This is a genomic window from Allobosea sp. LjRoot9 (assembly GCF_964252745.1).
GTDB lineage: Bacteria > Pseudomonadota > Alphaproteobacteria > Rhizobiales > Beijerinckiaceae > Allobosea.
On record NZ_CAXUPC020000001.1, the window covers coordinates 537,294 to 559,699 of the forward strand.

At 65.1% G+C, this 22,406-nt stretch carries 26 protein-coding genes; 7 read left to right on the plus strand and 19 right to left on the minus strand.

What is annotated here, in order from left to right:
- Window positions 1-64: 64 nt before the first annotated feature.
- The 5 genes from ACSQ3P_RS02640 to ACSQ3P_RS02660 all read right to left on the minus strand — a co-directional run bounded on the left by ACSQ3P_RS02640 (window position 65) and on the right by ACSQ3P_RS02660 (window position 3,348).
- The gene (locus ACSQ3P_RS02640) at window positions 65-445 is read right to left on the minus strand and encodes a hypothetical protein (RefSeq protein ID WP_436164100.1); all 381 of its coding nucleotides are present in this window, start codon (window positions 443-445) and stop codon (window positions 65-67) included.
- Window positions 446-661: 216 nt separating this feature from the next.
- Complete coding sequence (locus ACSQ3P_RS02645) at window positions 662-1,894, minus strand: HlyD family secretion protein (protein ID WP_436164101.1); 1,233 nt, start codon at window positions 1,892-1,894, stop codon at window positions 662-664.
- Window positions 1,887-2,339 (minus strand): hypothetical protein, encoded by a 453-nt coding sequence (locus ACSQ3P_RS02650; RefSeq protein WP_436164102.1) that lies wholly within the window; start codon window positions 2,337-2,339, stop codon window positions 1,887-1,889. The genes ACSQ3P_RS02645 and ACSQ3P_RS02650 overlap by 8 nt, the downstream gene beginning before the upstream one ends.
- A 38-nt stretch (window positions 2,340-2,377) precedes the next feature.
- Window positions 2,378-2,821 (minus strand): hypothetical protein, encoded by a 444-nt coding sequence (locus ACSQ3P_RS02655; RefSeq protein ID WP_436164103.1) that lies wholly within the window; start codon window positions 2,819-2,821, stop codon window positions 2,378-2,380.
- A gap of 284 nt (window positions 2,822-3,105) precedes the next feature.
- Entirely contained in the window at window positions 3,106-3,348 is a 243-nt protein-coding gene (locus ACSQ3P_RS02660) for a hypothetical protein (RefSeq protein WP_436164104.1), read from the minus strand.
- Window positions 3,349-3,557: 209 nt separating this feature from the next.
- Here ACSQ3P_RS02660 and ACSQ3P_RS02665 point away from each other — a divergent pair, with 209 nt between their 5' ends.
- The 4 genes from ACSQ3P_RS02665 (at window position 3,558) to ACSQ3P_RS02680 (ending at window position 7,631) form a co-directional block, all read left to right on the plus strand.
- On the plus strand, window positions 3,558-5,300 hold the full coding sequence (locus tag ACSQ3P_RS02665) for an adenylate cyclase (protein WP_436164105.1): 1,743 nt from the start codon (window positions 3,558-3,560) through the stop codon (window positions 5,298-5,300).
- 236 nt (window positions 5,301-5,536) lie between these two features.
- Window positions 5,537-6,685, plus strand: a complete 1,149-nt coding sequence (locus ACSQ3P_RS02670) for an alpha/beta hydrolase (RefSeq protein ID WP_436164106.1) — start codon at window positions 5,537-5,539, stop codon at window positions 6,683-6,685.
- Window positions 6,686-6,759: 74 nt separating this feature from the next.
- A complete protein-coding gene (locus ACSQ3P_RS02675) occupies window positions 6,760-7,014 on the plus strand; it encodes a hypothetical protein (protein WP_436164107.1) in 255 nt (84 codons plus the stop codon).
- 320 nt (window positions 7,015-7,334) lie between these two features.
- Window positions 7,335-7,631: a hypothetical protein gene (locus ACSQ3P_RS02680; RefSeq protein ID WP_436164108.1), complete on the plus strand. Its 297-nt coding sequence runs from the start codon at window positions 7,335-7,337 to the stop codon at window positions 7,629-7,631.
- Window positions 7,632-7,832: 201 nt separating this feature from the next.
- On the opposite strand, the gene ACSQ3P_RS02685 is transcribed toward ACSQ3P_RS02680, so the two are convergent.
- Window positions 7,833-8,408, minus strand: coding sequence for a hypothetical protein (locus ACSQ3P_RS02685; protein WP_436164109.1), 576 nt, complete (start codon window positions 8,406-8,408; stop codon window positions 7,833-7,835).
- A gap of 421 nt (window positions 8,409-8,829) precedes the next feature.
- Here ACSQ3P_RS02685 and ACSQ3P_RS02690 point away from each other — a divergent pair, with 421 nt between their 5' ends.
- Together ACSQ3P_RS02690 and ACSQ3P_RS02695 are read left to right on the plus strand one after the other, a co-directional pair.
- The gene (locus ACSQ3P_RS02690; RefSeq protein WP_436165140.1) at window positions 8,830-9,078 is read left to right on the plus strand and encodes an alpha/beta hydrolase; all 249 of its coding nucleotides are present in this window, start codon (window positions 8,830-8,832) and stop codon (window positions 9,076-9,078) included.
- Between the two features lie 135 nt (window positions 9,079-9,213).
- The gene (locus tag ACSQ3P_RS02695; RefSeq protein ID WP_436164110.1) at window positions 9,214-9,426 is read left to right on the plus strand and encodes a hypothetical protein; all 213 of its coding nucleotides are present in this window, start codon (window positions 9,214-9,216) and stop codon (window positions 9,424-9,426) included.
- On the opposite strand, the gene ACSQ3P_RS02700 is transcribed toward ACSQ3P_RS02695, so the two are convergent.
- From ACSQ3P_RS02700 to ACSQ3P_RS02735, 8 genes are all read right to left on the minus strand, one after another.
- On the minus strand, window positions 9,399-9,758 hold the full coding sequence (locus tag ACSQ3P_RS02700) for a hypothetical protein (RefSeq protein ID WP_436164111.1): 360 nt from the start codon (window positions 9,756-9,758) through the stop codon (window positions 9,399-9,401). The genes ACSQ3P_RS02695 and ACSQ3P_RS02700 overlap by 28 nt on opposite strands.
- A 445-nt stretch (window positions 9,759-10,203) precedes the next feature.
- Window positions 10,204-11,259, minus strand: a complete 1,056-nt coding sequence (locus ACSQ3P_RS02705; protein WP_436164112.1) for an NAD(P)H-dependent flavin oxidoreductase — start codon at window positions 11,257-11,259, stop codon at window positions 10,204-10,206.
- A gap of 55 nt (window positions 11,260-11,314) precedes the next feature.
- The gene (locus ACSQ3P_RS02710) at window positions 11,315-11,542 is read right to left on the minus strand and encodes a tautomerase family protein (RefSeq protein ID WP_436164113.1); all 228 of its coding nucleotides are present in this window, start codon (window positions 11,540-11,542) and stop codon (window positions 11,315-11,317) included.
- Window positions 11,543-11,557: 15 nt separating this feature from the next.
- Window positions 11,558-12,268 (minus strand): SDR family NAD(P)-dependent oxidoreductase, encoded by a 711-nt coding sequence (locus ACSQ3P_RS02715; protein ID WP_436164114.1) that lies wholly within the window; start codon window positions 12,266-12,268, stop codon window positions 11,558-11,560.
- A 159-nt stretch (window positions 12,269-12,427) separates the two neighbouring features.
- Window positions 12,428-13,363, minus strand: a complete 936-nt coding sequence (locus tag ACSQ3P_RS02720; RefSeq protein ID WP_436164115.1) for a LysR family transcriptional regulator — start codon at window positions 13,361-13,363, stop codon at window positions 12,428-12,430.
- 59 nt (window positions 13,364-13,422) lie between these two features.
- Window positions 13,423-14,463 carry an alpha/beta fold hydrolase gene (locus tag ACSQ3P_RS02725; protein WP_436164116.1) on the minus strand — a complete coding sequence of 347 codons (1,041 nt, stop codon included), beginning with the start codon at window positions 14,461-14,463 and terminating at the stop codon, window positions 13,423-13,425.
- A 55-nt stretch (window positions 14,464-14,518) separates the two neighbouring features.
- Window positions 14,519-16,291: a redoxin domain-containing protein gene (locus ACSQ3P_RS02730; protein ID WP_436164117.1), complete on the minus strand. Its 1,773-nt coding sequence runs from the start codon at window positions 16,289-16,291 to the stop codon at window positions 14,519-14,521.
- Between the two features lie 179 nt (window positions 16,292-16,470).
- A complete protein-coding gene (locus tag ACSQ3P_RS02735; protein WP_436164118.1) occupies window positions 16,471-16,881 on the minus strand; it encodes an organic hydroperoxide resistance protein in 411 nt (136 codons plus the stop codon).
- A 162-nt stretch (window positions 16,882-17,043) separates the two neighbouring features.
- On the opposite strand from ACSQ3P_RS02735, the gene ACSQ3P_RS02740 reads away from it, so the two are divergent.
- Complete coding sequence (locus ACSQ3P_RS02740; protein WP_436164119.1) at window positions 17,044-17,499, plus strand: MarR family winged helix-turn-helix transcriptional regulator; 456 nt, start codon at window positions 17,044-17,046, stop codon at window positions 17,497-17,499.
- Window positions 17,500-17,688: 189 nt separating this feature from the next.
- Here the strand turns inward: ACSQ3P_RS02740 and ACSQ3P_RS02745 are convergent, their stop codons facing one another.
- The 5 genes from ACSQ3P_RS02745 to ACSQ3P_RS02765 form a co-directional block, all read right to left on the minus strand.
- Window positions 17,689-18,570 carry an alpha/beta fold hydrolase gene (locus tag ACSQ3P_RS02745; protein WP_436164120.1) on the minus strand — a complete coding sequence of 294 codons (882 nt, stop codon included), beginning with the start codon at window positions 18,568-18,570 and terminating at the stop codon, window positions 17,689-17,691.
- 121 nt (window positions 18,571-18,691) lie between these two features.
- The gene (locus ACSQ3P_RS02750; RefSeq protein ID WP_436165141.1) at window positions 18,692-19,402 is read right to left on the minus strand and encodes an SDR family NAD(P)-dependent oxidoreductase; all 711 of its coding nucleotides are present in this window, start codon (window positions 19,400-19,402) and stop codon (window positions 18,692-18,694) included.
- Between the two features lie 241 nt (window positions 19,403-19,643).
- Complete coding sequence (locus tag ACSQ3P_RS02755) at window positions 19,644-20,579, minus strand: LysR substrate-binding domain-containing protein (RefSeq protein ID WP_436164121.1); 936 nt, start codon at window positions 20,577-20,579, stop codon at window positions 19,644-19,646.
- A 161-nt stretch (window positions 20,580-20,740) separates the two neighbouring features.
- Window positions 20,741-21,229: a RidA family protein gene (locus ACSQ3P_RS02760; protein WP_436165142.1), complete on the minus strand. Its 489-nt coding sequence runs from the start codon at window positions 21,227-21,229 to the stop codon at window positions 20,741-20,743.
- A gap of 185 nt (window positions 21,230-21,414) precedes the next feature.
- Entirely contained in the window at window positions 21,415-22,398 is a 984-nt protein-coding gene (locus ACSQ3P_RS02765) for an MBL fold metallo-hydrolase (protein ID WP_436164122.1), read from the minus strand.
- Between the last annotated feature and the right edge of the window lie 8 nt (window positions 22,399-22,406).

Consider the following 22,406-nt stretch of genomic DNA (forward strand, 5'->3'; position numbering starts at 1 on the left):
TTCCTCGCCAGAGCGATTGCATGGTGCCGCGCAGCGCTTTGCTCCGCCTTTTTGATCACGCTCCTTACACCGCCAGGAAGGCGGAGAGGCTACGTCCGGCGCCCGCCTCCCTGACTAGGTAGAGGAGCGCGATCAGGCGCCGCGCGAGTTCGGGAAAGGCGGCGAGCGCCTCCCGGCTGCGCGCGACGAATTCGCTGACGCGGCCTTCGAGTTCGTCTTCCCGAGCTTCGGCCGGAGCGGCGGGCGGAGCTGTGGTGCCCTTCGCCTGGCGGGCGTCCAGCTTCCGAACGACGGCCGCGCCGATCGCCTCGACCAGCGCGTCGAACTGCTCCTTGCCGATACCGGCCGGAGGTCGAGGTGGGTTGGGCGAAAGCGGGGTATGCGAAGCCCGCGCGACCGCGCACAGCAGGACGCAGCCGTAGAGCCACGCAGCCAGGCTCGCCATGTCCCTCTCGCCGAGTGGCGACAGCGGCGTTCAGGTGACGCGAGCCAATCGCTGCCCGTCTGACTCCACCCTAGAGCATTTCCGCGTTTCTCCGAAACGCGGAAATGCTCTACCTCCTTGTTTTACTGCATTTTCTTCACGTGAACCGGTGTCCACTTCGCTCGAAAATGCTCTGGCTGCGGCTCTTTCGTCACGAGCGGTTTCTGCTGCTCGCTGTCAGTGGCCGCTGAAGACGAGGGTCTGGATCGGCAGCACCAGCGCCTGGATGCGCAGCAGCAGGGCGTGTACCAGCCCGACCGCATCGACCGCGTGCAAGGCGATGCGGCGCAGCGTGCCGGTGTCCTTCGCCGCGATCACGTCGTGATTGCTGCTATAGGCATTGGCGATGCAGCTACTGCCGGGCGTCACGCCGTCGAGCCCGCCCTGGTAGAGCGGCTCGAGGAAGGTGAGGATCGTTCCCGGCCGGACCACCTGCTGCGCATCGATCAGCTGTTCGCCGCTTCTGAGCTGGCCGGCGGCGATGAAATCTTGCACGCCCGTCACGACCATCGGAATGACCTCCCACGGCTTCGAGATGCAGGTGACCTCGGCAACCATGCCGACCTTGATCACCTGCGCCTCGATCTGGTTGAAGCCGGCCTGCAACCTGCCCCGCCCGGCCTCTTCCGGGATGATGATCCCGGCCGGGCGCATGAAGGGGTTGACGATGTCGCCGATCCGCAGCGTGAACTGTTCGACGCGCCCGGCGAAGCCGGCGCGCACGACCGTTTTCTGCAGCTCGACCTCGGCCTGGGCGAGCGCGGCCGTGGCGCTGGCGCGTTCGGCGGGAAGGAGCGAGACGATCTTCGCCTGGGCGGCGTCCTTGGCGGCGGTCGCCGAAAGGACGGCAGCCTCGCGCCCCGCCACGATGTTCTCGAGCCGTTCGATCTCGCGCGTCGCGACGATGGCATCGTTGCGACGCTTCAGCTCGTTCTTGGTCTGCAACTCGTCCATGGCCTGCTGCAGGGCGCTCTTCGCCTCCAGGATCTTGCCTTCATCGGCCAGGATATCAGCCTTCGCGACGACGAGCGCGGCATCGGCCTCGGCGATCTTGCGCCGCGCCGCCTCAACGGCCGCCTCCTGCGTGCTGCTGTCGAGCGTGAAGATCGGTGCGCCCTTGGCGACCGTCTGGCTGAAGCCGACATGGATCTGCGCGACGCGGCCATTGACCTCCGGCACGATCGGGACCGTCCGGAAGAAGACCGTGGCGCTGGTCGTGGAGGGGTGGTTGTAGAAGATCACGGTGATCAGGCCGACCGTCAGCATCACGCAGGTGACGAGACCCCAGCGCAACTCGAACCAGACCGAATAGAGCGTGAGCTCGCGGCCGAACCGTTTGCCCTGGCGGTAGCGACGATAGAGATAGTCGGGAAGGAGGGTGAAGAACGCGCAGACCAGAAGCTCAAGCATGGTTCTTCTCCTCGATGCCGGCGCCCGCGACCGGCACGGTCCCGTCCGGCCCTGGCACGGCGGTCTCCGCATCCGATGCCGCGTCGCCGCCCCGGCCCGGCGCGATATTGGCCATTTTCTCGAGGGAGCCGGCCATCCGGCCGAACATCCCTGGAATGTCGGGCAGGTCGATCAGCGCGAGCAGCAGCCCGGCGACCCAGAAGGCATGGACATGCGTGAAGAGCGCGAGCAGCCCGAGAACGGCGACGATCTCGAACTGGATCTTGTGCGTCTTGTGCGCCATCCGCTCCGGCAGGGTGTGCAGGCGCAGGAAGAGCAGGCCGATGCCCAGCACCGCTCCGACGAGGGTGAACGCCGCGACCACCATCAGGTGGTCCGTTCCGCCCGGTGCGGTGATGAAGCTCGGCAGGTGGTGAGGGGCGGCGGGGTTCATGGCGGGGTTCATGGCGACTTCCCTGGCTTCAGGAGGCTGACGGGCAGGGTCTACTGCTTGAATCCGATCAGGACCCCGTCGGCGCCCAATGAGAGCTGGAGGCCCCTCCTTTGCGTTGCGAGACGCATCATCACGCCCTTGGCGTTGCGCAGCCAGAGCGTGCCGCGGCCCTGGCCGCCGATCGCCCAGCCCTCGCGGATCTGGACATAGGCGCCGGCGATGTCTTCGACCTGGTTCAGGCCATAGACGGAGCCGGTCGCCGTGAGCCGCGACGCGCCGATGCCGCCGATGCCGAGCCCGCCGACGGTGATGTCGTAGCTGCGGTTGTGGAAGCGGAGCGTGCCACCGCCGATCGCCCCGGAGCCGATGAAGGCGACCTGGAGCTGCTTGATGCGAACGGTGGCGCTGGGCGGCCCGCTGGGACGGGCTTGTGCGTAGGCACTCCCGCTGGCCAGCAGGAAGCTCAGAACGAGGGCGGCGATCCTGACAATCATGATGGTCTCCGGATGGTTGTCTTGGGGGCCTTGGACTTGCGCGGAATCGCCGGTCGGTTCGGGGGCCGGGCGGGATGGCGGATTTGAGCGCTGCGATGGGCATCCGATGCGCTCAAAAGGATAGGCGATGCTGGAGAACACGCCGTGCAGGGTGGCGCGGTATGTGAACCCGTCGTTTCGGCGCATATCGGCTCCATGAGCTCTGACGATCTGATTTAGGGATCAAAGCCAGCTCGGCCTGATCATGAAACGGAAACGAACGACTGATTTCCAGCGGCTGCGCGCTATCGATAGCGATCCAGTGTCGCCTCGACCTCGGCCGCTAGGTCGTTCATCAGACCGCGATATTCGGTGGTGCGAGCCTCCCTCACGGGGGAGGACGATTGCTCCCAGCGCAGAAGGGCTGCTTTGGCCTCGGCGAGATCGCTGCAAAGCGAACAGAATTCCTCGTTCGTCCTGGCAAGTTCCTCAATGGCATGTCCCCGATCCGGAAAATGGGCGACGGCGACCAGCAGGTTTCGATCCATGATGAAAACCAGACACCTTCTCAAGGTGATGCGGTTGCGGCGTCTCTTGATCCGTCAGCATTGCCCTGTAGCCGGCAACCTGGGAGTAGTTTACGGTAGGTTACACTAGCGTAATGTTGCGACGGATCAGGAAAGGCGATCCTATGCTCGACGGCCGCAGCATTGCCGATGAGCCGCCCCAAGCGCGACCGCAGCCTTCAGCGGACGATGTGCGCGCTGAGCTTGATCGTCTCTTCGCAAGTTCCGAATTCAATGTCCCGGGCCGAGCCAAGAAGTTCCTGCGCTATATCGTCGAAGAATCGCTGGCGGGACGCGCGGCCCGCATCAAGGCCTATACGGTCGGAACCAAAGTCTTCGAGCGTGATCCCGGCTTCGATGCTCAGAACGATCCGGTCGTTCGCATCGAGGCCGGACGGCTGCGCCGCGCGCTGGAGCGCTACTATCTGATCGCCGGCTTGACCGATTCCATCGTGATTTCGATCCCGAAGGGCGGCTATGTGCCATTCTTTGAGCTTCGGGCAGCGCAGCAGGTCCTGCCCCTCGTGCCAAGCTTGCCGCCGCCCGACAAGGTCAGCCTTCAGCCTCTACCACGGCGCATGGCCTGGCTCGGAGCCGGCGTCGCCATGTCCGCCGCTGTGTTCATCGGTATCGCCCTGCCGAGCGGCTCACGCGATGTTCCAAAGCCGACGATAGAAGCCCCGGCGGGGCCGACCCTTGCCGTCATGCCGTTCGTCAATCTCGGCGATATCCCGGAGGCGAAGATCTATGCCGAAGGGTTGACCGAGGAGGTGATGAGCCAGGTCGCGCGCTTCAAGGAATTGTCGGTCCTTGGGCGCGAAACCTCCCGGAACATCCTGCCCGGCGCCGATATCGCGCAGATCCATCGCGCGCTTGGTGCCAGATATGTGCTGGAGGGAAGCGTTCGCGCCGCGACCCATCAACTGCGCGTCACGGGCCGGCTGCTCGATGCCAGGACAGGGGCGGTGTTGTGGTCGCAGAGCTATGACGCCGACCTGCGCGTGCACGATCTCCTTACGATTCAGAAGGATGTGGCGCAGAAGGTCGCCACGGCCATCGCGCAACCCTATGGCATCATCTTCCAGGCCGACGGACTACGGATCGGCGCAAAAGCGCCGGACAATCTCGATGCCTATGCCTGCTCCCTCAAGTTCTATGGCTATCGAACCGCACTCTCCGCCGAGAGCCACAGCGCGGTTCGCGGTTGCCTCGAACAGGCCACCGCCACCAATCCTGGCTATGCAACCGCCTGGGCGATGCTGTCGATCCTGTATCTCGACGAGGATCGCTTCGGCTTCAACCCGAAGCCGGGCTCGTCAACAGCCATTCAGCGTTCGACAGACGCGGCCCGCCGCGCCATCCGGCTCGATCCGGCGAACATCCGGGCGCTTCAGGCTCTCATGATGGTGCTGTTTTTCACCCAGCAACCGGCGGAGGCGCTCGAAATCGGCGAGCGGGCCATGGCCTTGAATCCGAACGATACCGAGTTGCTCGCCGAGCTCGGCACGCGCGTGGGGCAAGTCGGGGCCTGGGCTCGCGGCACAGCGCTGCTGGAGCAGGCATTGGCCCGCAATCCCGCGCATTCCGACTATTATAACGGGGTGCTGGCTCATCACGCCTATATGCAGCGCGACTATCGGCGGGCCGAAGCGCTGATCCGGCAGGTCAGCCTGAACAAGTTCCCACTATACCATTTCGTTGCCGCCATCATCTACGCCCAGCTCGAGATGAAGCCGCAGGCGGCGGCGGCGAAGGGCGAGTTCCTCCGCCTGATCCCGAAGTTCTTCGAGAACTGGGAGCACGAGGTGACCAAGCGCAACTACCGGCCGGACGATGCCATCCACCTCGCCGAGGGCGCGCGGAAGGCCGGCTTTCCATTGCCGGCCGGGACGGCGGCAGAGGCTGCCTCCGCGACGGAAATCCCGCAGCATTGAGCGCTGCGGCCACCCCGAACATACAGGATGCTACAGGCCACGCCGCCGCGCCTCTGCTAAACGCAGAGGCAAGGTGATCCTGCGCTTTGAAGCCAACTGAGCTGTTCTCCGACGGGCCGCGCTCCTCCCGGCACAGTGCCCTCTGCAGACGCCTATGGGCGTGTGACCACTCGCTGCCGGTGATAGGCCCGGTCATCGAGGCCTCTTCCAGTAAAGCGAAGGCGACGACTGTGCTCATGGCCGCAGCGGCTCACATCAGAATTCGAACCTGGCTCATCGCAGCGCTTGCCGTGGCGGCGCTCGGCTCAGGTTGTGGGAGCCGGCCGGAGACCGGTTTTCTCGCTCCGGTCGCCGCAATCAACGCAGAAGGGACGGCTCACACGATCCTGGTTGCAACGACCCGCAAACGGGACGAGCGACCGGGCACCTTCTTCGGTGGCGAGCGCGCGACACCTCTCGATTTCGCAGGGATCGAGGTCTCGGTGCCCCCCGGACACAAGCCGAGCGAAATCGAATGGGCCTCGACGGCGCCGGGCAATGCCCAGACCGATTTCGTCGTCCGCCGGGCCGGCTATCTCGACGGGGAGAAGGCGTTCGTCCGGTCGCTCAACGCCCAGCTCGCGGCGCGTCCGCGCGGCAGCCGCAAGGTGCTGCTATTCATCCACGGCTACAACACGATGTTCGCCGAGGGGCTCTATCGCTTCACCCAGGTCATTCACGACGCCAAGTCGCCCGCCGTGCCAGTGCTGTTCACCTGGGCGTCGCGCGGTGAGCTGACGCAATACGTCTACGACAACAACAGTGCGACGACGGCGCGCGACGATCTCGAGCGAACCATCCGCCTGATCTTCGCCAGCGATGCCGAGGAGGTGAACATCCTGGCCCATTCGATGGGCAACTGGGTTACGGTCGAGGCGCTGCGGCAGATCAAGATCTCCGGCGGGCTGGCGCAGATCGGCAAGCTCGGCAACCTCGTGCTGGCGGCGCCCGATATCGACGTCGATGTCTTCAAGTCGCAGATGCGGCGCTTCGGCAAGCCCAAAAAGCCGTTCTTCATCGTCCTGTCGAAGGACGACAAGGCGCTCGGCGCCTCGCGCTTCATCGCCGGCGGCCAGGAGCGTCTCGGCGCCGGGAGCAACACGGCGGAGCTCGCCGAGCTTGGCGCCGTCGTCATCGATCTGTCGGACGTCAAGGCGACGGACTCGAGCAATCACGGCAAGTTCGCCCAGCTTGCGGCCATCGCGCCGCAGCTGGAGCGTGCCTTGGCGCAGGGCGTCGACCAGAAGCCCGGCGCCGCCGCGGAGGCGGTGGGAGACTCCCTCGGCACGATCGTTTCGCTGCCGATCAAGATCCTCGGCCTGCCGCTGAAGATCATCGCACAATAGTCGCGCGAGCCGAAGCCGACCCAGAGCAGCGGTGCCTGTTCGAGACGTCGCTCAAACCAGTGGAGGAGAACCCCATGACGACGAAGCGCGCAATCCTCACGGCCGCGGCAATGCTGGGCGGCTTCATGACCATGGCGCAAATCCAGCCCGCGGAAGCGGTCGTCTACTGCAAGACGGTCGGCATCCCGAAGGGCTGCGTCGCCCGGGTCGGAGCACCCGTCGCTCGCCGTGCGGTGGTCACGCCGGGTCTCGGCGCGGCAGGCGTCGGCATCCGCCCGGGCACGCCGATGAACCGCGGCGGGCCGGTCAATCGCGCCGGACGGCGCTGAGCTCCGGCTTCGGTTCTCGCTGCTTTCCGGCGAGATGAGACCGATAACGTCCAACTGCGCATCAATGTCGAGGACCAAAGCCATGGCAACTCGCGGCTGGTTGATCGGCTGCGTTTGCGTCGGAACGGTGCTGGCCAGCGTCATGGCCGGCGCCTTCGCAACCGGCCTCGAACAGCAAGCGGCGCGTGCGGAACTTGGAAGCTGTGCTGCACATGCGGGTCTGCCCCCAAATAGTGATGGCACCGCCGGCATGGCGTTTATCCCCGCAGGCACCTTCAAGATGGGCTCGGAACGCCATCAACCCGAGGAGCGCTTTACTCATGTCGTGCGTGTCGACGGATTCACTGCCGCGGGGGCCCGCTACGGTCACCCTCGACTTTGCCTATGATGGCGGCGGCCTCGGCAAGGGAGGCAAGGCGACGCTCTCCGTGAGCGGGAAAACCGTGGCGGAAGAACGTGTTGAAAGGACACAGCCCAATATCTTCTCGGCTGACGAGACCGCCGATGTCGGCATCGACAACCAGGCGCCCGTGGCCGAGGGCATCGGCATCGGCTCGGAGACCTGGTTCACCGGCAAGATCAACAAGGTCACTCTCGAAGTGAGTCCGTTAAAATAACAAGTCTACGAAGTGCGGGCGCAGCGACCGCACTTCGTAGACTGACGCTTCTTCAAAATGATCGAAGCGCCAGTCGTTCAAAGCTGGCCGTCTCTGCTCCTGGTCGGACCATGGACCATCGTCAGGCGCGATGCTCGCCTCCATTCGAATTGGAGCTTGCACCCAGCGTATTCATCCGCATGCGGCGGGAAACCGACGAGCTCAATACTTCTGGAAGTGGAAGCCTTCGGCGAAGGTAAGCTCGACCATGTCGCCACGCTTCATGCGCCTGATATCGTTTTGGATAACGGGATCCGACACGGTACGGGTCCGTGGTCCGGCCGGCCCGACATAGCTGGCAATGCCTGTCGCCGGATCGAAACTCTCGAGCCTCGCTGTCACCGTCAGTGTTCGCACGACGAATTTGTCCGGCAGGTTCTGGAAACTGGGGCCGCTGACCGCCTCGGTATAGATGATTGCCGGCTTGGCACCCTTCCGAGCGCGCTTTAGCCCAAGGATAACGCCTTCGACGCGCCGGATCTGGACCCTGTCACCGGCGTTGATATTTTGCAGATTGCCAAACATTTCCGGCACCGCGACAGGCCATGTTTGGCGGCCCTGCCGGACGACCACCATGCGCTCAGCGGGCTCCACATCGACGATCTCGACATCAAGCTGTTCGACCTCCACTGGCCCGACACCGGCGACGGTTACTGTCTGGCTTGTCACAATCGGGTCGGTCGCGCAGCCTGCCACCGCCAGCGAGACTGCAAAGATCAAGCTCATTTTCTTCAACATCAGGCTTCTCCATTACCAAAAGTAATCTGGCTTGAGGCCTGTTGCAGGCCTCCGGATTCGAGCTGAAAAATAAGAAAGATATGAATGCGTGACTGCGCGAGATGCAGGATTAATGGCCAATTTCGGTTGCAACACAATAGCTGATCGAATGACTTACTCGGGCCGGGATGAGACGCAGCTTCGGCTGATCGGGAACGCCCGGTTTTGGATAATCTCTCAACGTCAGGAAGGGGCGCGGTTCGGACCAATTCCGCGGCAAAGGCGGATGCCAGCAACCCACCCAAGTGAGATGTTCGGGGCTCCAGCGATGTGGTGTTCACGATCTGATGCGCTTTAGCGTTGTTCAGCGAGAAACCAACGCTATGCCCTCAACAACAGCGCCACGACGGCGCGGGACGATCTCGAACGCACCATACGCCTGATCTTTGCCAGCGACACCGAGCAGGTCGACATCCTCGCGCATTCGATGGGCAGCCGGGTGACCGTCGAGGCGCTTCGGCAGATCAAGATCTCCGGACGCCCGCCTGATAGCGGCAAGCTCGGCTCGATCTTCCTGGCAGCGCCCGATATCGACATCGACGTCTTGCACCGGCGATCTTCCTGTCGTTGGTTATCTCGGTCATGGTGCCGTTGCTCGATCTGCTCCATGGCGACCTCGACCAGAGCATGATCATGATCCTGTTCCAGCGCAGCGTCAGCGGCGTCGTGCTGTCCTGGCTGGCCCATGCCGCCTTGCCGGAGCCCGCCGGAGCCGCGGGCGACTTGCCGCCACAGGCCGTTGCGCTGAGCGGGAGGCCGGGCCGCGATGCCCTCGCCAATGGGCAAAGTCTATGGCGGGGCGCTCACCACATTCCTGATCCTGCTGGGAACCGGCCTGTCGCCCTTGCCGAGATCTGCGCCGGAGTCGTTCTCGACATGGGTCTTCTACGTGCTGCTGGCGGTCGCCTACGCGCTCTGCGCGACCGCGCTGCTATGGTCGCGCGAGCCCATTCAGCGACGCGTCAGCAGCCAGGGGTAGCGCCGCAGATATCTGTCGCAGACCTGTTGTTCCAGGCCCTTGGCGTAAGCTGCGGAGAACTCCTTGGCGAAGTCCGCGCCGCCCATCACAATCGCTCGCGACGAGATGGCTCCGGCCTTGGTGTCGGGATGGGCCTTGGCGTCGCGATAGGCTTGCGCCTGCGACCCTGTGTCGACGAGTGCGAGACCGCGGCAGCGCGCCGCCGCCTCGCTGGCCGCGCCGATCTGGTAGAGAGCCCGGGGCGAGCCCGTCTCCGGCCGCGTCTGGGCAGACGCGGGCAAGGCATCGACCAAGGCCAGCATCAGCAGCGCCGCCGCGAATTGTCCTTGCAACGACGCCTCCTGTAATCGTGAGCTGCAGGCAACCAGTGTCGCGATGATCGCAACGGGTTGCCACGAATTCCTGAACGCATTTCGAAGAGTTCCGGGACCCTTCAGAGGGTTCCATGGCGCTTCGAAAACCCCCCATGACGCTTCGACTGTTTCAGCCATGGGCTGCCAGCATGGCGCTGCACCAGCCGGGACGCAAATCTCCGCTTTCCCAGGGCCGCCCAGCTGCCGCTCTTGACCCCTTTAGACGCTGGCAGCGTCTGCTTTCCCACAGTCCGGTTGGGGATGTGGCACAATGGCCGGGGCTGGCCGCAGGTCTGACTTTCGCGACAAGTCTGACTTTCGCGACAGGCCTGACTTGTTGCGACCAGGGCATGGGCCGCTTCAAAGCGACATGCCAACCCCGACGTCGGCGCGGCCCGGATGCCAGGCCCCATGCACGGAACCTTTAGATTTCCGCGCCCGCGAGCATTCTGGTCAATGTTGCCGCCTGCATCTGCCGGGCGAGCGGGAAGGATTGCCCGGCCCATAGCGGGCTGAAGTCGTCGCGGCCTGCGGCTTCCGCGGCGCTGCGCAGCGGCCCCAGCATTGTGCCGGCGGTCGGGAAGGGCGGTGCGAGGTCGCAGAGCGGTCCAAGCTCCGCCATGGCGCGGTTGACGATGCCGCGCGCCGGCCGGCCGGTGAACAGGTTGGTGAGCGCTGTCGGCCGCTCGCCCATGCCGAGCGCCTTGCGGTAGATTGGTGAGATTTTTGCCTCGGGCGTGAACAGATAGGCGGTGCCCACCTGCACGGCGGCGGCGCCGAGCGCGAAGGCGGCGGTGACGCCGCGCCGGTCGAAAATGCCCCCGGCTGCGATCACCGGGACGGAGACGGCATCGACGACCTGCGGAACCAGTGCGAAGGTGCCGATCTGCTCGGACATCCTGTCGGTCAGGAAGCTGCCGCGATGGCCGCCAGCCTCGGCGCCCATGGCGATGACCGCATCGACGCCGCGCTCAGCGAGCCAACGCGCCTCGGCGACCGTGGTCGCGGAGGACAAAATCTTCGCTCCGGTGCGCTTCACGCGCTCGAGCAGATCGGCCGACGGCAGCCCGAAATGGAAGCTGACGACCTCCGGCCTGTAGTCCTCGACCACGCCTGCCGCCATCGCGTCGAAGGGGGTGCGCCCCGTGGCCGGCTTGGGCATGTCGGGGTCGAGCCCGGCCTCGACATAGTAGCCGGCGAGGCGCTTGAGCCAGGCGGATTGGCGCTGCGGATCGTCGGCCGGGTTGTTGTGGCTGAAGAAATTGAGATTGATCGGACGGCGCGTGCCGGCCCGCACCCGGTCCAGCGCCGCCCGCAGCCCGCTTTCGTCATATTGGGCGCTCGGCAGGGAGCCGAGTCCGCCGGCCTCGCTGACCGCAATAGTCATCTCCGGCGTCGAGGAGCCCGCCATTGGCGCCTGGATGATCGGAAGCTCGACGCCGAGAAGGTCGAGCAGTCGCGTCTGGCTTGACGTGGTCATGGCGGTTTCCTTCAACGCTGTGTCGGAGACAGGGTGGGGCGGGACGTCGGCGAAACTAGCTCGCCGCGCGCTTGCGGTATTCGGGGACGGGCAAGCCGCCCCAGCCCCAGTTTTCGAGCTCCACCTCCTCGATCACGACGAAGGTCGCGTCTACAGGCTTGTGCAGCACATCGAGCAGAAGCTGGCTGACGCCGGCGATGAGTTGCGCCTTCTCCTCGGGCGTGACCGAGCTGCGGCCGGGGCCCGAGCCCTCCCGCGTGACCTGGATGGTGACAATCGGCATGGTGTGTCCCCCTCCTCAGTGTCCGGCGCTCTGGCCGCCATCGACATGCAGGATCTCGCCGGTGACGAAGCCCGCGCTCTCCAGGAACAGCACGGCCTCGACGATGTCGCGGATCTCGCCCATCCGCTTCACCGGATGGAGCGCGGCAAGGAATTCATGCGTCTGCGGCGGATGCATCGGCGTCTTGATCACGCCCGGCGAGACGGCGTTCACGCGGATACCCCGGCCCGCATATTCGATGGCGAGCGCCTTCGTCGCCGAATTGATGCCGCCCTTGGTCAGATTGGCGAGAACGGTCGGGACTCCGGCGATCGCATGATCGGTCAGGCTGGTCGTGATGCTGACGATATGGCCTGAGCCCTGCTTCAGCATCGCGCCCGCGGCCTGCTGCGTGATGTGGAAGAAGCCGGCGAGATTGGTCGCGATCTTGCTCTCGAAATCGGCAGCGGTGTAGTCGGTGAAGGGCTTGGCGATGAAGACGCCGGCATTGTTCACCAGCGTGTCGATCCGTCCAAAGCGCGCGAGCGCCTCGCGGATGACCGCCTCGGCCGTCGCCGGATCGGCGATGTCGCCGGGAACGGCGAGAATCTCGGGGTCGCTGCCCTGCTTGATCGAGCGCGACGTCGCGACGACGCGATAGTTGCGGTCGCGAAATCCCTTCACCAGCGCAGCCCCGATGCCCTGGGAAGCGCCGGTGACGATGGCCACCTTCCGTTCGTTGCTCATGATGATCCTCATCTCTTCGACAGCGAGCGAAATCGCCGCTGCCCGGCCCGTCTGGCCTGGTGAGGATCATTTTGGTGATTTCGCGGGTCGGCTGAATGCCCGTCGTTCGGCAGGCATTCTTCCGTAAAGTGGAAGAATGCTTCTTGTCAGCCATGCATCTCAGCCACGCATCGCGGTGGACTCGGCCGAGAGCCGGGCGAAGTCGGCGCGCAGGCGTGGCACCGCGAAGTCCAGGAAGGCACGGACCTTGGGAACCGAGGAGCGGCCCTGCGGCAGCACCAGATTGACCGGGCGGGCCGGCGGCTCGGCGTCTCGCAGGAGCAGGGTGAGCGAGCCGTCCTGCACACGCTCGGCGACATGATAGGAGAGCAGGCGCGTGACGCCGAGCCCGCCCACAGCCGCGCCCAGCGCCGCCCTGACGCTGTTGACCGTCAGCCTTGGCTTGAACGGGATGGAGCGGGGGATGGAACCGCCCTTCGCTGGCGGAAAGACCCAGGCCTCACGCCCGAAATCGGTGCAAGCAATGATGCTGTGCCTGGTCAGGTCGGCGGGCTCGTCGATGCGCGGATGCTGGCTCAGATAGCGCGGCGAGGCGACGATCACCGGCTTGACCTCGCCGCCGATGCGGATGGCCGTCATCGCGGAATCCGGCAGCTCCAGGATACGTAGCGCGATGTCGATGCCTTCCTCGATCAGGTTCGCGCTGCGCACGAGCAGGACGAGATTGACCGAGACGGCGGGGAAAGCCTCGAGATAGGCGTCGATGATCGGGCGCAGGATCTCCTCGCCGCTGATCGGCGGCGCCGTGATCGTCAGGGTGCCGTGGGGAGCGACGCGCTCATCTGCCCCCACGGCCTCGGCCTCCTGCAGCTCGGCGAGGACACGCCGGCAAGCCGCGGCATAGCGCTCGCCGATTTCGCTGAGCCTGATCGCCCGGGTGGTCCGGTGCAGCAGCGTGGCGCCGACCTGTTGCTCGAGGAAGGCGACCGCGCGGCTGACCGCCGCCGGGGAGCGGCCGAGCAGACGCCCCGCTTTGGCGAGGCTTCCTTCATCGAGGGCGGCGATGAACACCCTCATCGCATCGATGCGATCCATGCCCATGCACGCCTTGCGCCCCTCCGAGACGCTTAAACTCTGTCATTCCCCGACCGGGTTCAAGCGCGATCGACCGCGATGATCGCCTCGGCAAAGGCTGCGGGCGCCTCCTGCGGCGGGTTGTGGCCGATCCCGCCGGAGAGGGGCCTGTGCTGATACCAGCCCGAGAACTTCCTGGCATAGGCTGCCGGCTCCGGATGCGGTGCGCCGTTGGCGTCGCCTTCCAGCGTGATGGTCGGCACGGCGATCGTGGGAGCCTGGGCGAGCCGCTGCTCCAGATCGTCATAGCGGGCCTCGCCCTCCGCCAGGCCAAGCCGCCAGCGGTAGTTGTGGATGGTAATCGTGACATGATCTGGATTGTCGAGAGAGGCCGCGCTGCGCGCGAAGGTCGCGTCGTCGAAGGCCCAGCGCGGCGATGCGGTCTGCCAGATCAATCGCGCGAAATCATGCGTGTTCTGCTGATAGCCGAGCCGGCCGCGCTCGGTCGCAAAATAGTACTGGTACCACCAGTCCTGCTCGGCCTTCGGCGGCAGCGGCATCCGGTTGGCGCTCTGGCTGCCGATCAGATAGCCGCTGACCGAGACCATGGCCTTGACGCGCTGCGGCCAGAGCGCCGCGACGATGTTGACGGTGCGCGCCCCCCAATCGTAGCCGCCGAGCACGGCCTTCTCGATCTTGAGGGCGTCCATCAGCGCGATCACGTCGACCGCGAGCGCCGCTTGCTGTCCGTTCCGCGGCGTCGCATCCGACAGGAACCGGGTCGTGCCGTAGCCGCGCAGATGCGGCACGATCACGCGGTAACCCCTGGCCGCCAGCACGGGCACGACATCGATGTAGCTGTGGATGTCGTAGGGCCAGCCATGCAGCAGGATGACGACGGTGCCGTCGCTCGGGCCGGCATCGACATAGCCGATATTGAGGACCCCGGCCTCGATCTGCTTGAGGGCGGGGAAGCCGGAGGCGCGCGGTGGCGCTGCCGCCGGCTGGGCGAGAGCCGGGCTGATCGGACCAAGCTGCATGGCCGCGAGCGCGGCGGCCGCGCTTGCCAGCAGGCGGCGACGGTTCTGGTCGACGGGTTCAGCGGAGCGGGAAGGCTGCATTGTCATTCTCCTGGGGTTGTCGGGGTGTCTTGAAGGGTGCGCCGGGTCGGCGCCCTCAGCCGAAGGTGAAGGCGTAAGCGCGCACGCCCGGATCGAGGAACTCGATCTCGACGGTCCGATCCGTGACCGGGCCGGCCTGGCGCACGAGCTGGTAGAGCCGCCCGTCGCGGACGGTGCCCAAACCCTGCTCGTCGATGTCCGAGCCGTGGCTTGCTCCCGGCGCGGCGCCGTCGATCCTGACGCGAAACCGGACCGGGCGGTCGGGCGAGCCCGGAACCAGCACGAGATGCAGGTCGCGGGCATGGACGCGATAGCGCAAACCACCTCCGGCCTGGTTCAGCGCGGCGAATTCGGGGCCGACCGTCCAGTTGCCCGACAGGCTCCAGGCATTCGCCGGCAGCGCGGCGGGATGCCGGTATTCGCGCGGTTCGTTCGGGGTGAGCGAGCCGGGCGAGGCGAAGCGCTCGGCCTTGTCATGGCCGAGATAGGTTTCGGGCGAACGGAGATTGCTCCAATCCGCTTGCTTCTGGGTGCCCTGGCCTTCGACCGGCTGGCTGGAGCCGGCGGTGCCGGTCGCGTTTGCTTCGGACAGCAGGCGCCGGATGATTTGCTCGGACTGGTCGTAGCGGCCTTCGCCGGTTGCCTGATGGCGGATCCGGCCGTCGGCGCCGACGATATGGATGCCGGGCCAGCCGGCATTGCCGAAGGCCCGCCAGATGCGGAAATCATTGTCGAGCACGACCGGATAACCCACGCCGAGCGACATGCTGGCCCGGGCCACATTGTCGCGATCCCGTTCGAAGGCGAATTCCGGCGCATGGACGCCGACGACGACGAGGCCTTGATCCTTGTATCTGTCCGCCCAGGCCTTCAGATGCGGCAGCGCGCGCAGGCAGTTGATGCAGGAATAGGTCCAGAAACTGACGACGACGACCTTGCCGCGCAGCGCGTCGGCGCGAAGCGGCGGCGCGTTGATCCAGCCCGGCCTGTCGAGCAGCGCAGCGAGTGGACCTGACAAGGTATCGGGGACGGCGGCGTTGGCGGATTGCCCGAAGCCGCCAAGCGGATTTGCGATGCTTGTCATGAGCGTGTTCTCCAGCTTTGAGGTCTGCTCGGCGGAGAGGCGCTGCAGCAGGCTGGTGTCGAGGCCTAGTCCCAGCAGCGCCACGCTGCCGACGACGGCGGCCCCAGTGAGCCGGCGTGCCCGCTCGACCCAGAGCAGCGAAGGCCGCAGGCGGGCGAGGAGTTGCCGCCCGGCGAGAATGGCGGCGGCCAGCGAGGTGGCGGCGCCGAGGCCGTAGGCGAGCAGGAGCGCGCTGGTCTGCGGACCGGGCCCGCTCAACGCCGCGCCCGAGAGGATCAGCCCCAGCACCGGGCCGGCGCAGGGCGTCCAGAGCAGTCCGGTGGCCACGCCGAGCACGACCGATGAGAGCGTGCCCGCCTGTTTGCCCTGCGCTCGTCCTCTCTGTGTCCGTCCGCCCTCGGCCCATGCCGCCAGCCGCGATCCAGCCCCCACCAGCGGCGAGGCGAACCGGGCGGCGAGCGATGGAAAGATCAGGCCGAGTCCGAAGCCGGCGAGCAGGACCAGCGAGACGGCGCGCCCGAAGCGGTTCGCTTGGACAGCCCAGCCCCCGGCGACTGCTGCGAGGCTCGCCACCGCGGCGAATGCAAAAGCCAGCCCCAGCAGCATCGGCAAGCCATTGCGACGGAAGGACTGGCGGGGGAAGGACCGGTTCGCCTGCGCCAGGACGAACGGCACGACCGGGAGGATGCAGGGCGAGAGGATCGTCAGCACGCCCGCGAGATAGGCTGGGATGAAAAGGGACATCGGTGCCCTCCTTGTCAGTGCAAGATCTGCGTCGGCGTGGAGTTGGAAGCCAAGGCCGGGCCCCATTGTCTGGCTCGAGAGGACTTGCCGACTCGGGAGAACCTGCCGGCCGGGCGGCCGCACCCTTGCTGCGAACCCTTGCCGCGATGGGAATGCGGTCGCCGGAGCCGTGCAAATGGTCAGACGACGGTGGTCACCACCTCGATATTGCCGTGCGTGGCCTTGGAATACGGGCAGGTCTGGTGCGCGGCTTCGACCAGCGACTGGGCGATCTCGGGCTCGATGCCGGGAAGGCTGACATCGAGCCGGGCGCGCAGGAAATAGGCCCCGTCGGTATTGGCGAGATCGATTTCGGCATCGACGGCCGTGTCGGCGGGAAGCCGGATCTTGCGTGCGCCGGCGGCAAGGCCGAGCGCGCCGATGAAGCAGGCGGACCAGCCGGCGGCGAAGAGCTGCTCGGGATTGGTGCCGGCGCCCGACGAGCCGGGCGAGGAGAGGGCGATGTCGAGACGGCCGTCGGAGCTGCGAGCGGCGCCTTCACGCCCGCCGGTGGTGTGGGTCTTGCCGGTATAGAGGACCTTGGTGGTCATGGCGGCATCCTTTCTATTATAATCGTATCCGCTTGAATCGTATCCGCTTGAATCGGATGCGATGTAATTGGGCGGCGTGCCTCGGATTGTCAACCCTCTTCCGATTTAATCGCATGCGATCTATATTGGCCGTACCCGGCCCGTGCCGGAGCGGAGATGTCCATGACCAAATCGAAGGCCCTTGGCCCTGCAACGACCAAGCTCGCCGATTTCATGTGCTTTGCGGTCTATTCGGCCAATCTCGCCTATGGCCGGGCCTATAAGCCGATCCTCGAGGCGCTCGGCCTCACCTATACCCAGTGGATCGCGATCGTGGCCCTGTGGGAGGAGGACAGCCAGACGGTCAAGAGCCTGGGCGAGAAGCTGTTCCTCGAATCGAACACGCTGACGCCAATGCTCAAGAAGCTCGAGGAACTGGGCTATCTGCGCCGCCGACGCGATCCCGACGATGAGCGGCAGGTCATCGTCAGCCTGACCGAGGAAGGGCGCCGCCTGCGCGAGAAGGGAGCGCAGAGGACATTGGTTAAGGCGACCGGCATGGATGCCGATGAGTTTGCAGGGACGCAGAAGGCGGTCGTCAAGCTCCGCGACAATCTGATCACGCACGCGCAGAAGTGACGGCTTACCTCTGGCATGGGGCATCCTAGAGCATTTCCGCGTGTCTCCGAATTGCGGAAATGCTCTAGCTCCTTGTTTTGGCGCGTTTTCTTCACGCGAACCGGTGTCCACTTCGCTCGAAAACGCTCTAGTCGCCGCCATGCGCCGTCAGCCTGGATGGAAACCCGTCTCGAAGGCAGGGGCCGCTCGTCAACGAGCTCGACGTAGGAAGTCGACGACCAGGTCTGTCGTCGCCTGCGGCTGCTCTTCCGTGATCCAGTGTCCGCAATCCGGGATGATGACGTCTTCGACGTTATCGGCGACACACCGGATCACCGCGCCGATCATCGGGCCGAACGTCGCTTCGCCACCCAGGGCCAAGACCGGCATCTGAAGCTTGCCCTGCGCAAGGAACGTCCTGTTGTCGGCCGCATCCTGGCTGAACGCCAGGAACTGGGCAAAGCTCGCTCGCATTGCGCCAGGTTGCGCATAGAGCGTTGCATAATGCTGGCGCTTCGCTTCATCAAACCGCCTCCCGTCCCGGGAAAGTTCGTTCCAGAAGCGGTCGAGATAGATGCGCTCGCGGCCGGCGACTAGGCGCTCCATGTCCTGACCACCGAAGCCAAAGTGCCACATGGCTGGATCCTGTGTGATCTGATCCCAGGGGCCGACGCCGGGCAGCGGCGCATCGATCGCTACCCATCGGCTCACACGCTCGGGGTGGGTGGCGACAACCGCGAAGCCGACCATGATGCCGATGTCGTGCGTCACCAGTTCGGCCGTACGCACACCCAGGGCGTCCATGACGCCGACCACGTCCGCCGCCTGATTCTTCTTGTCGTAGCCGCCATCAGGCTTCGACGAGAGGCCCAACCCACGCAGGTCCGGCACGATGATCGTGTGGCCTTCGATGAGTGCACTCGCCAGATGCCCCCACATGTCGCCGGTTGTGCCGAAGCCGTGCAGCATGACGACCGCCGGGCCATGACCGCCGACGCGTACATGGATCTTGGCGCCGTTGGTTTCGATCGTCCGCGTCTGCATCACAGCCGGGAAGGGATGGATGCCATCCTGATGTCTGTTGTCGTTCATCGCTTTACTCCGGGTTTGGAGGGAACAGGGGCGAGCAGTCCGCGCGGCATCGACGGCGAGGGCAGTCGGGACATAGAGCGGCAGGCCAAGCGCTGCAGCCCGGCATCCGGCGCGCGTCGGCTCAGTGGCCGGCGCTCTGGCCGCCATCGACGTGGAGGATTTCGCCGGTCACGAACGGCGCGTTTTCGAGATAGAGAATCGCGTCGGTGATGTCCGACATCTCGCCCATGCGGCCCATCGGGTGCAGGCCGCCGAGCACGCCGTGGTTCTCGACCGGGTGCATCGGGCTCTTGATGATGCCCAGCGCCACGGCGTTCACGCGTATGCCGCGCTTGGCATATTCGATCGCCAGGCTCTTCGTTGCCGCATTCAGCCCGCCCTTGGTCAACGACGCGAGCACTGAGGGGATGTTCGAATTGGCGTGATCGATCAGACTGGTCGAAATCTGGACGACATGGCCGCGGCCCTGCTTCTCCATCGCGCTGACAGCATGCTGGGTGATGAAGAAGAAACCGTTGAGGTTAGTCGACAAGATTTGGGCATATTGCTCCGAAGTATAGTCCGTAAACGCGCTCGGAATGAAGATGCCGGCATTGTTGATCAGCGTATCGACCCGGCCGAAGCGGGCGAGCGCTTCCTCGACGACGCGCTTGCCGGTCTCGGGATCGCCGATATCGCCGGCGACGGTGATCAGATCTGGATCGCGCGACGGCTTGATCGTGCGCGACGTCGCGACCACGCGATAGTTGCGATGGCGAAACGCGGCGACGGTCTCGGCGCCGATTCCCTGTGACGCGCCAGTGACAATGGCGACTTTCCGTTCTGCACCCATGAGAAGATCTCCTGACCCGGGGCGCGTGACGCCGCCGGTCCATTGCGGTGCACGACACTTAGGTTCATTCGATGGAAGAGCGAACGCCTGCTGGCTGAGCGACACTCTTCCTCAAAGCGGATGAATAGGAGTTCCTCAAATGGCGTTTGCCTCAGCGAGGCTCCGCGCAGCCAGCGGACTCTTTGGTTCACCCTGATCGGCTATCCTTCGATCGGCATTGCCATGGTCACAGAGCGTTGGTTCAGTGCGTCAGCACACCCGCCTCTGCCGAAAGTCGCGCGAATTCCTTGCGCAGCAGCGGCGCGGCAAAATCCATGAACGCTCGCACTTTGGGCACCAGCGTGCGCCCCTGCGGCGTGACGAGATGGACAGGCATCGTTGGCGGTTCGGCGTCGCGCAGCAGCACCGTCAGTGCGCCGTCCTGCACGTGCTCGGCGACGTGGTAGGTATAGAGGCGTGTCACGCCGAGACCCCCGACCGCAGAGGCGAGGGCGGCGCGCACGCTGTTGACGACGAGCCGCGGCTTGAAATGAACCACCCGCGCGATCGAGGAGCCGGCTGCGGGCGGAAAGACCCAGCTATTCTGCCCAATATAGGTTGTGGTCACGATCTGATGCTTGGCGAGGTCAGCGGGCTCGTCGATACGCGGATGCCGTGCCAGATAGCTGGGCGATGCGACCACGACCCTTTTGACGTTCCCGCCGATACGGACGGCGATCATCGAGGAATCGGGCAAATCGCCAAGTCGCAGCGCGACATCAATCCCTTCCTCGACCAGATTCGCGGACCGGTCGAGCAGGACCAGGTTCACCGACACGGCGGGATAGGCTTCGAGATAGGCATCGACGATCGGGCGGAGAATCTCCTCGCCGCTGATCGGCGGCGCGGTGATCGTCACCGTCCCGCGCGGCGCGGTACGCTCGCTCAGGACGCTCAACTCGGCTTCCTCGAGATCCGCCAGTACGCGCCGGCAGGCCGCGGCGTAGTGTGCGCCCGCCTCGCTCAGCTTCATGGTCCGCGTCGTCCGGTGGAGAAGTTCGGTCCCGACATGCGCTTCGAGAAAGGCGATCGCACGGCTCACGGCGGCGGGCGACCGGGCGAGCCGCCGCGCCGCCGCGGCAAGACTGCCCTCGTCCAGCGCGGCCACGAATACCTTCATGGCGTCGAGCCGGTCCATTTTTCTCTCGCCAAGTGGAATGAATCTGCCTGTCAACTCCCCACTATCTCAGGAGCAAGGCTACCGTCGAGATGGTCTCCAGATCTCGCGCCTGTCGGAGTTGGCAGCGCAGGCGGGGGCCGCGCCAAGCCGATCTCGAGGGCTGGCCTGCTCGCCGTGTTTCACCCTGCGACCTCGAGAATGAGTTCGATCTCGACCGGCACGCCGAGAGGCAAGCTGGCCATACCCAGGACGATGCGGCCTGACAGCATCCCGGTTCCGAAGACCTTGGCGAGCAGCTCGGATGCTCCGTCCGCGACCTTCGGATGGTCCCGGAAATCGCCCGCCGTCGCGATGTAGACCCCGAGTTTGGCGACGCCCGTTACCTTGTCGAGCGTGCCAAGATGCTGCTTGATGGCGGACAGCGCGCTGAGGCCAGCAATCTCCGCTGCCTTTCGGCCATCTTCCACGGACAACTCGCCGCCGACCCGTCCGAGGAACTGCGGCTTGCGATCGATGACCGGCAGCATTCCGCTCAGGAAGAGCAGATTGCCGATCTTCACCGCTTCGACATAGGCGCCGAAGGGCGTAGGCGGGGAAGGGAGTGTGATACCGAGGTCCTTCAGCCGCTGTTCGGCGCAGGTGGTCGGCGCATTGCTGCCGATTACCATTTCGATCTCCTTTGGAAAACAAGGGGGCTGCGCGCAGCGCATTGCCCAGGCGACCGACCTCAGATCGCTCCCGATAGGCGCGCGCCAATCAAAGGGTGCTGCGGCTCTTTCCACGCTTCGCTTGTGGTGACGGGGCCAGCCAGGAGCGGCCGATGGATGACCGCTCCTGTGTTCTTGTGATTGACTTAGGCAACAGAGACGAGCGCGTAGCCCGCACCGTCCTTGGCGATCGTGCCCGCACCAGGGATGCCCCAGTGGTAGCCCGTCAGCACTGCCTTCTCGGCAACAGCGCGTTCGAAGATCCTGCGGCGGCTGGCTTCGGCCATGGCAGAGTCTGTATCGAGCACGAGATTCATGCCGGGATGGCGCATATTCAGGGCGGGGATATTGGTAACGTCGCCCGTGACGAACAGTTGCTGTGCGCCCGAGGAGACGATGTAGCTCGTATGGCCAGGCGTGTGACCATTGGTTCCGACGGAGCGAATACCCGGCACGACCTCGACATTGTCCTCGACAAGCCTGACGTTCTTCCACGTCGGCAGTGTCGCCTGGATGCGCTTCGGCAATCCGTGCGCCGCCTCCGGAAGTTTCGTAAACACACTCGCATCGGTCCAGAACTTGTGCTCCGACGCGGGCACGATGATCTCGGCGTTAGGATAGATTTGCGCGTTGGTCTCCTTCGCCATCAGGCCCCAGATGTGATCTGGATGGTAGTGCGTGACCAGGATCGTCGTGATGCTGGCTGGGTCGATCCCGGCGGCTTTCAGGTTGGACTCGAGCAGCAATCCGGCCTTGCCCTGGCCGGCCGGTGGAAACTGGCCGCCGGTACCTGAATCGAACATGATCGTGCGACCACCGACCTTGACGATTGTCACGGTGAACGGGACGGGGACGTAGGCATCGGTCAGCCCGCCAGCGATCAGCGCCGCCTTCACCTCATCGAGTGACGCATTCTTCGCGAAGTTCGGCGCGTGGGGCTTTTCCCACAGTCCGTCATAGACCGTCGTGACCTCGATATCGCCAACCTTGAATTTATGAAACGCCTTTGGCGTTCCAGCTGCGTTTTGTGCAAGGGCGCTACCGATCAACTCGATGGGGCGTGACAATCCGAAGACCGATGCGGCGCCGGCGGCCGTCATGAAGACGCTACGTCTGGATACATCGTACATTGGTTCTC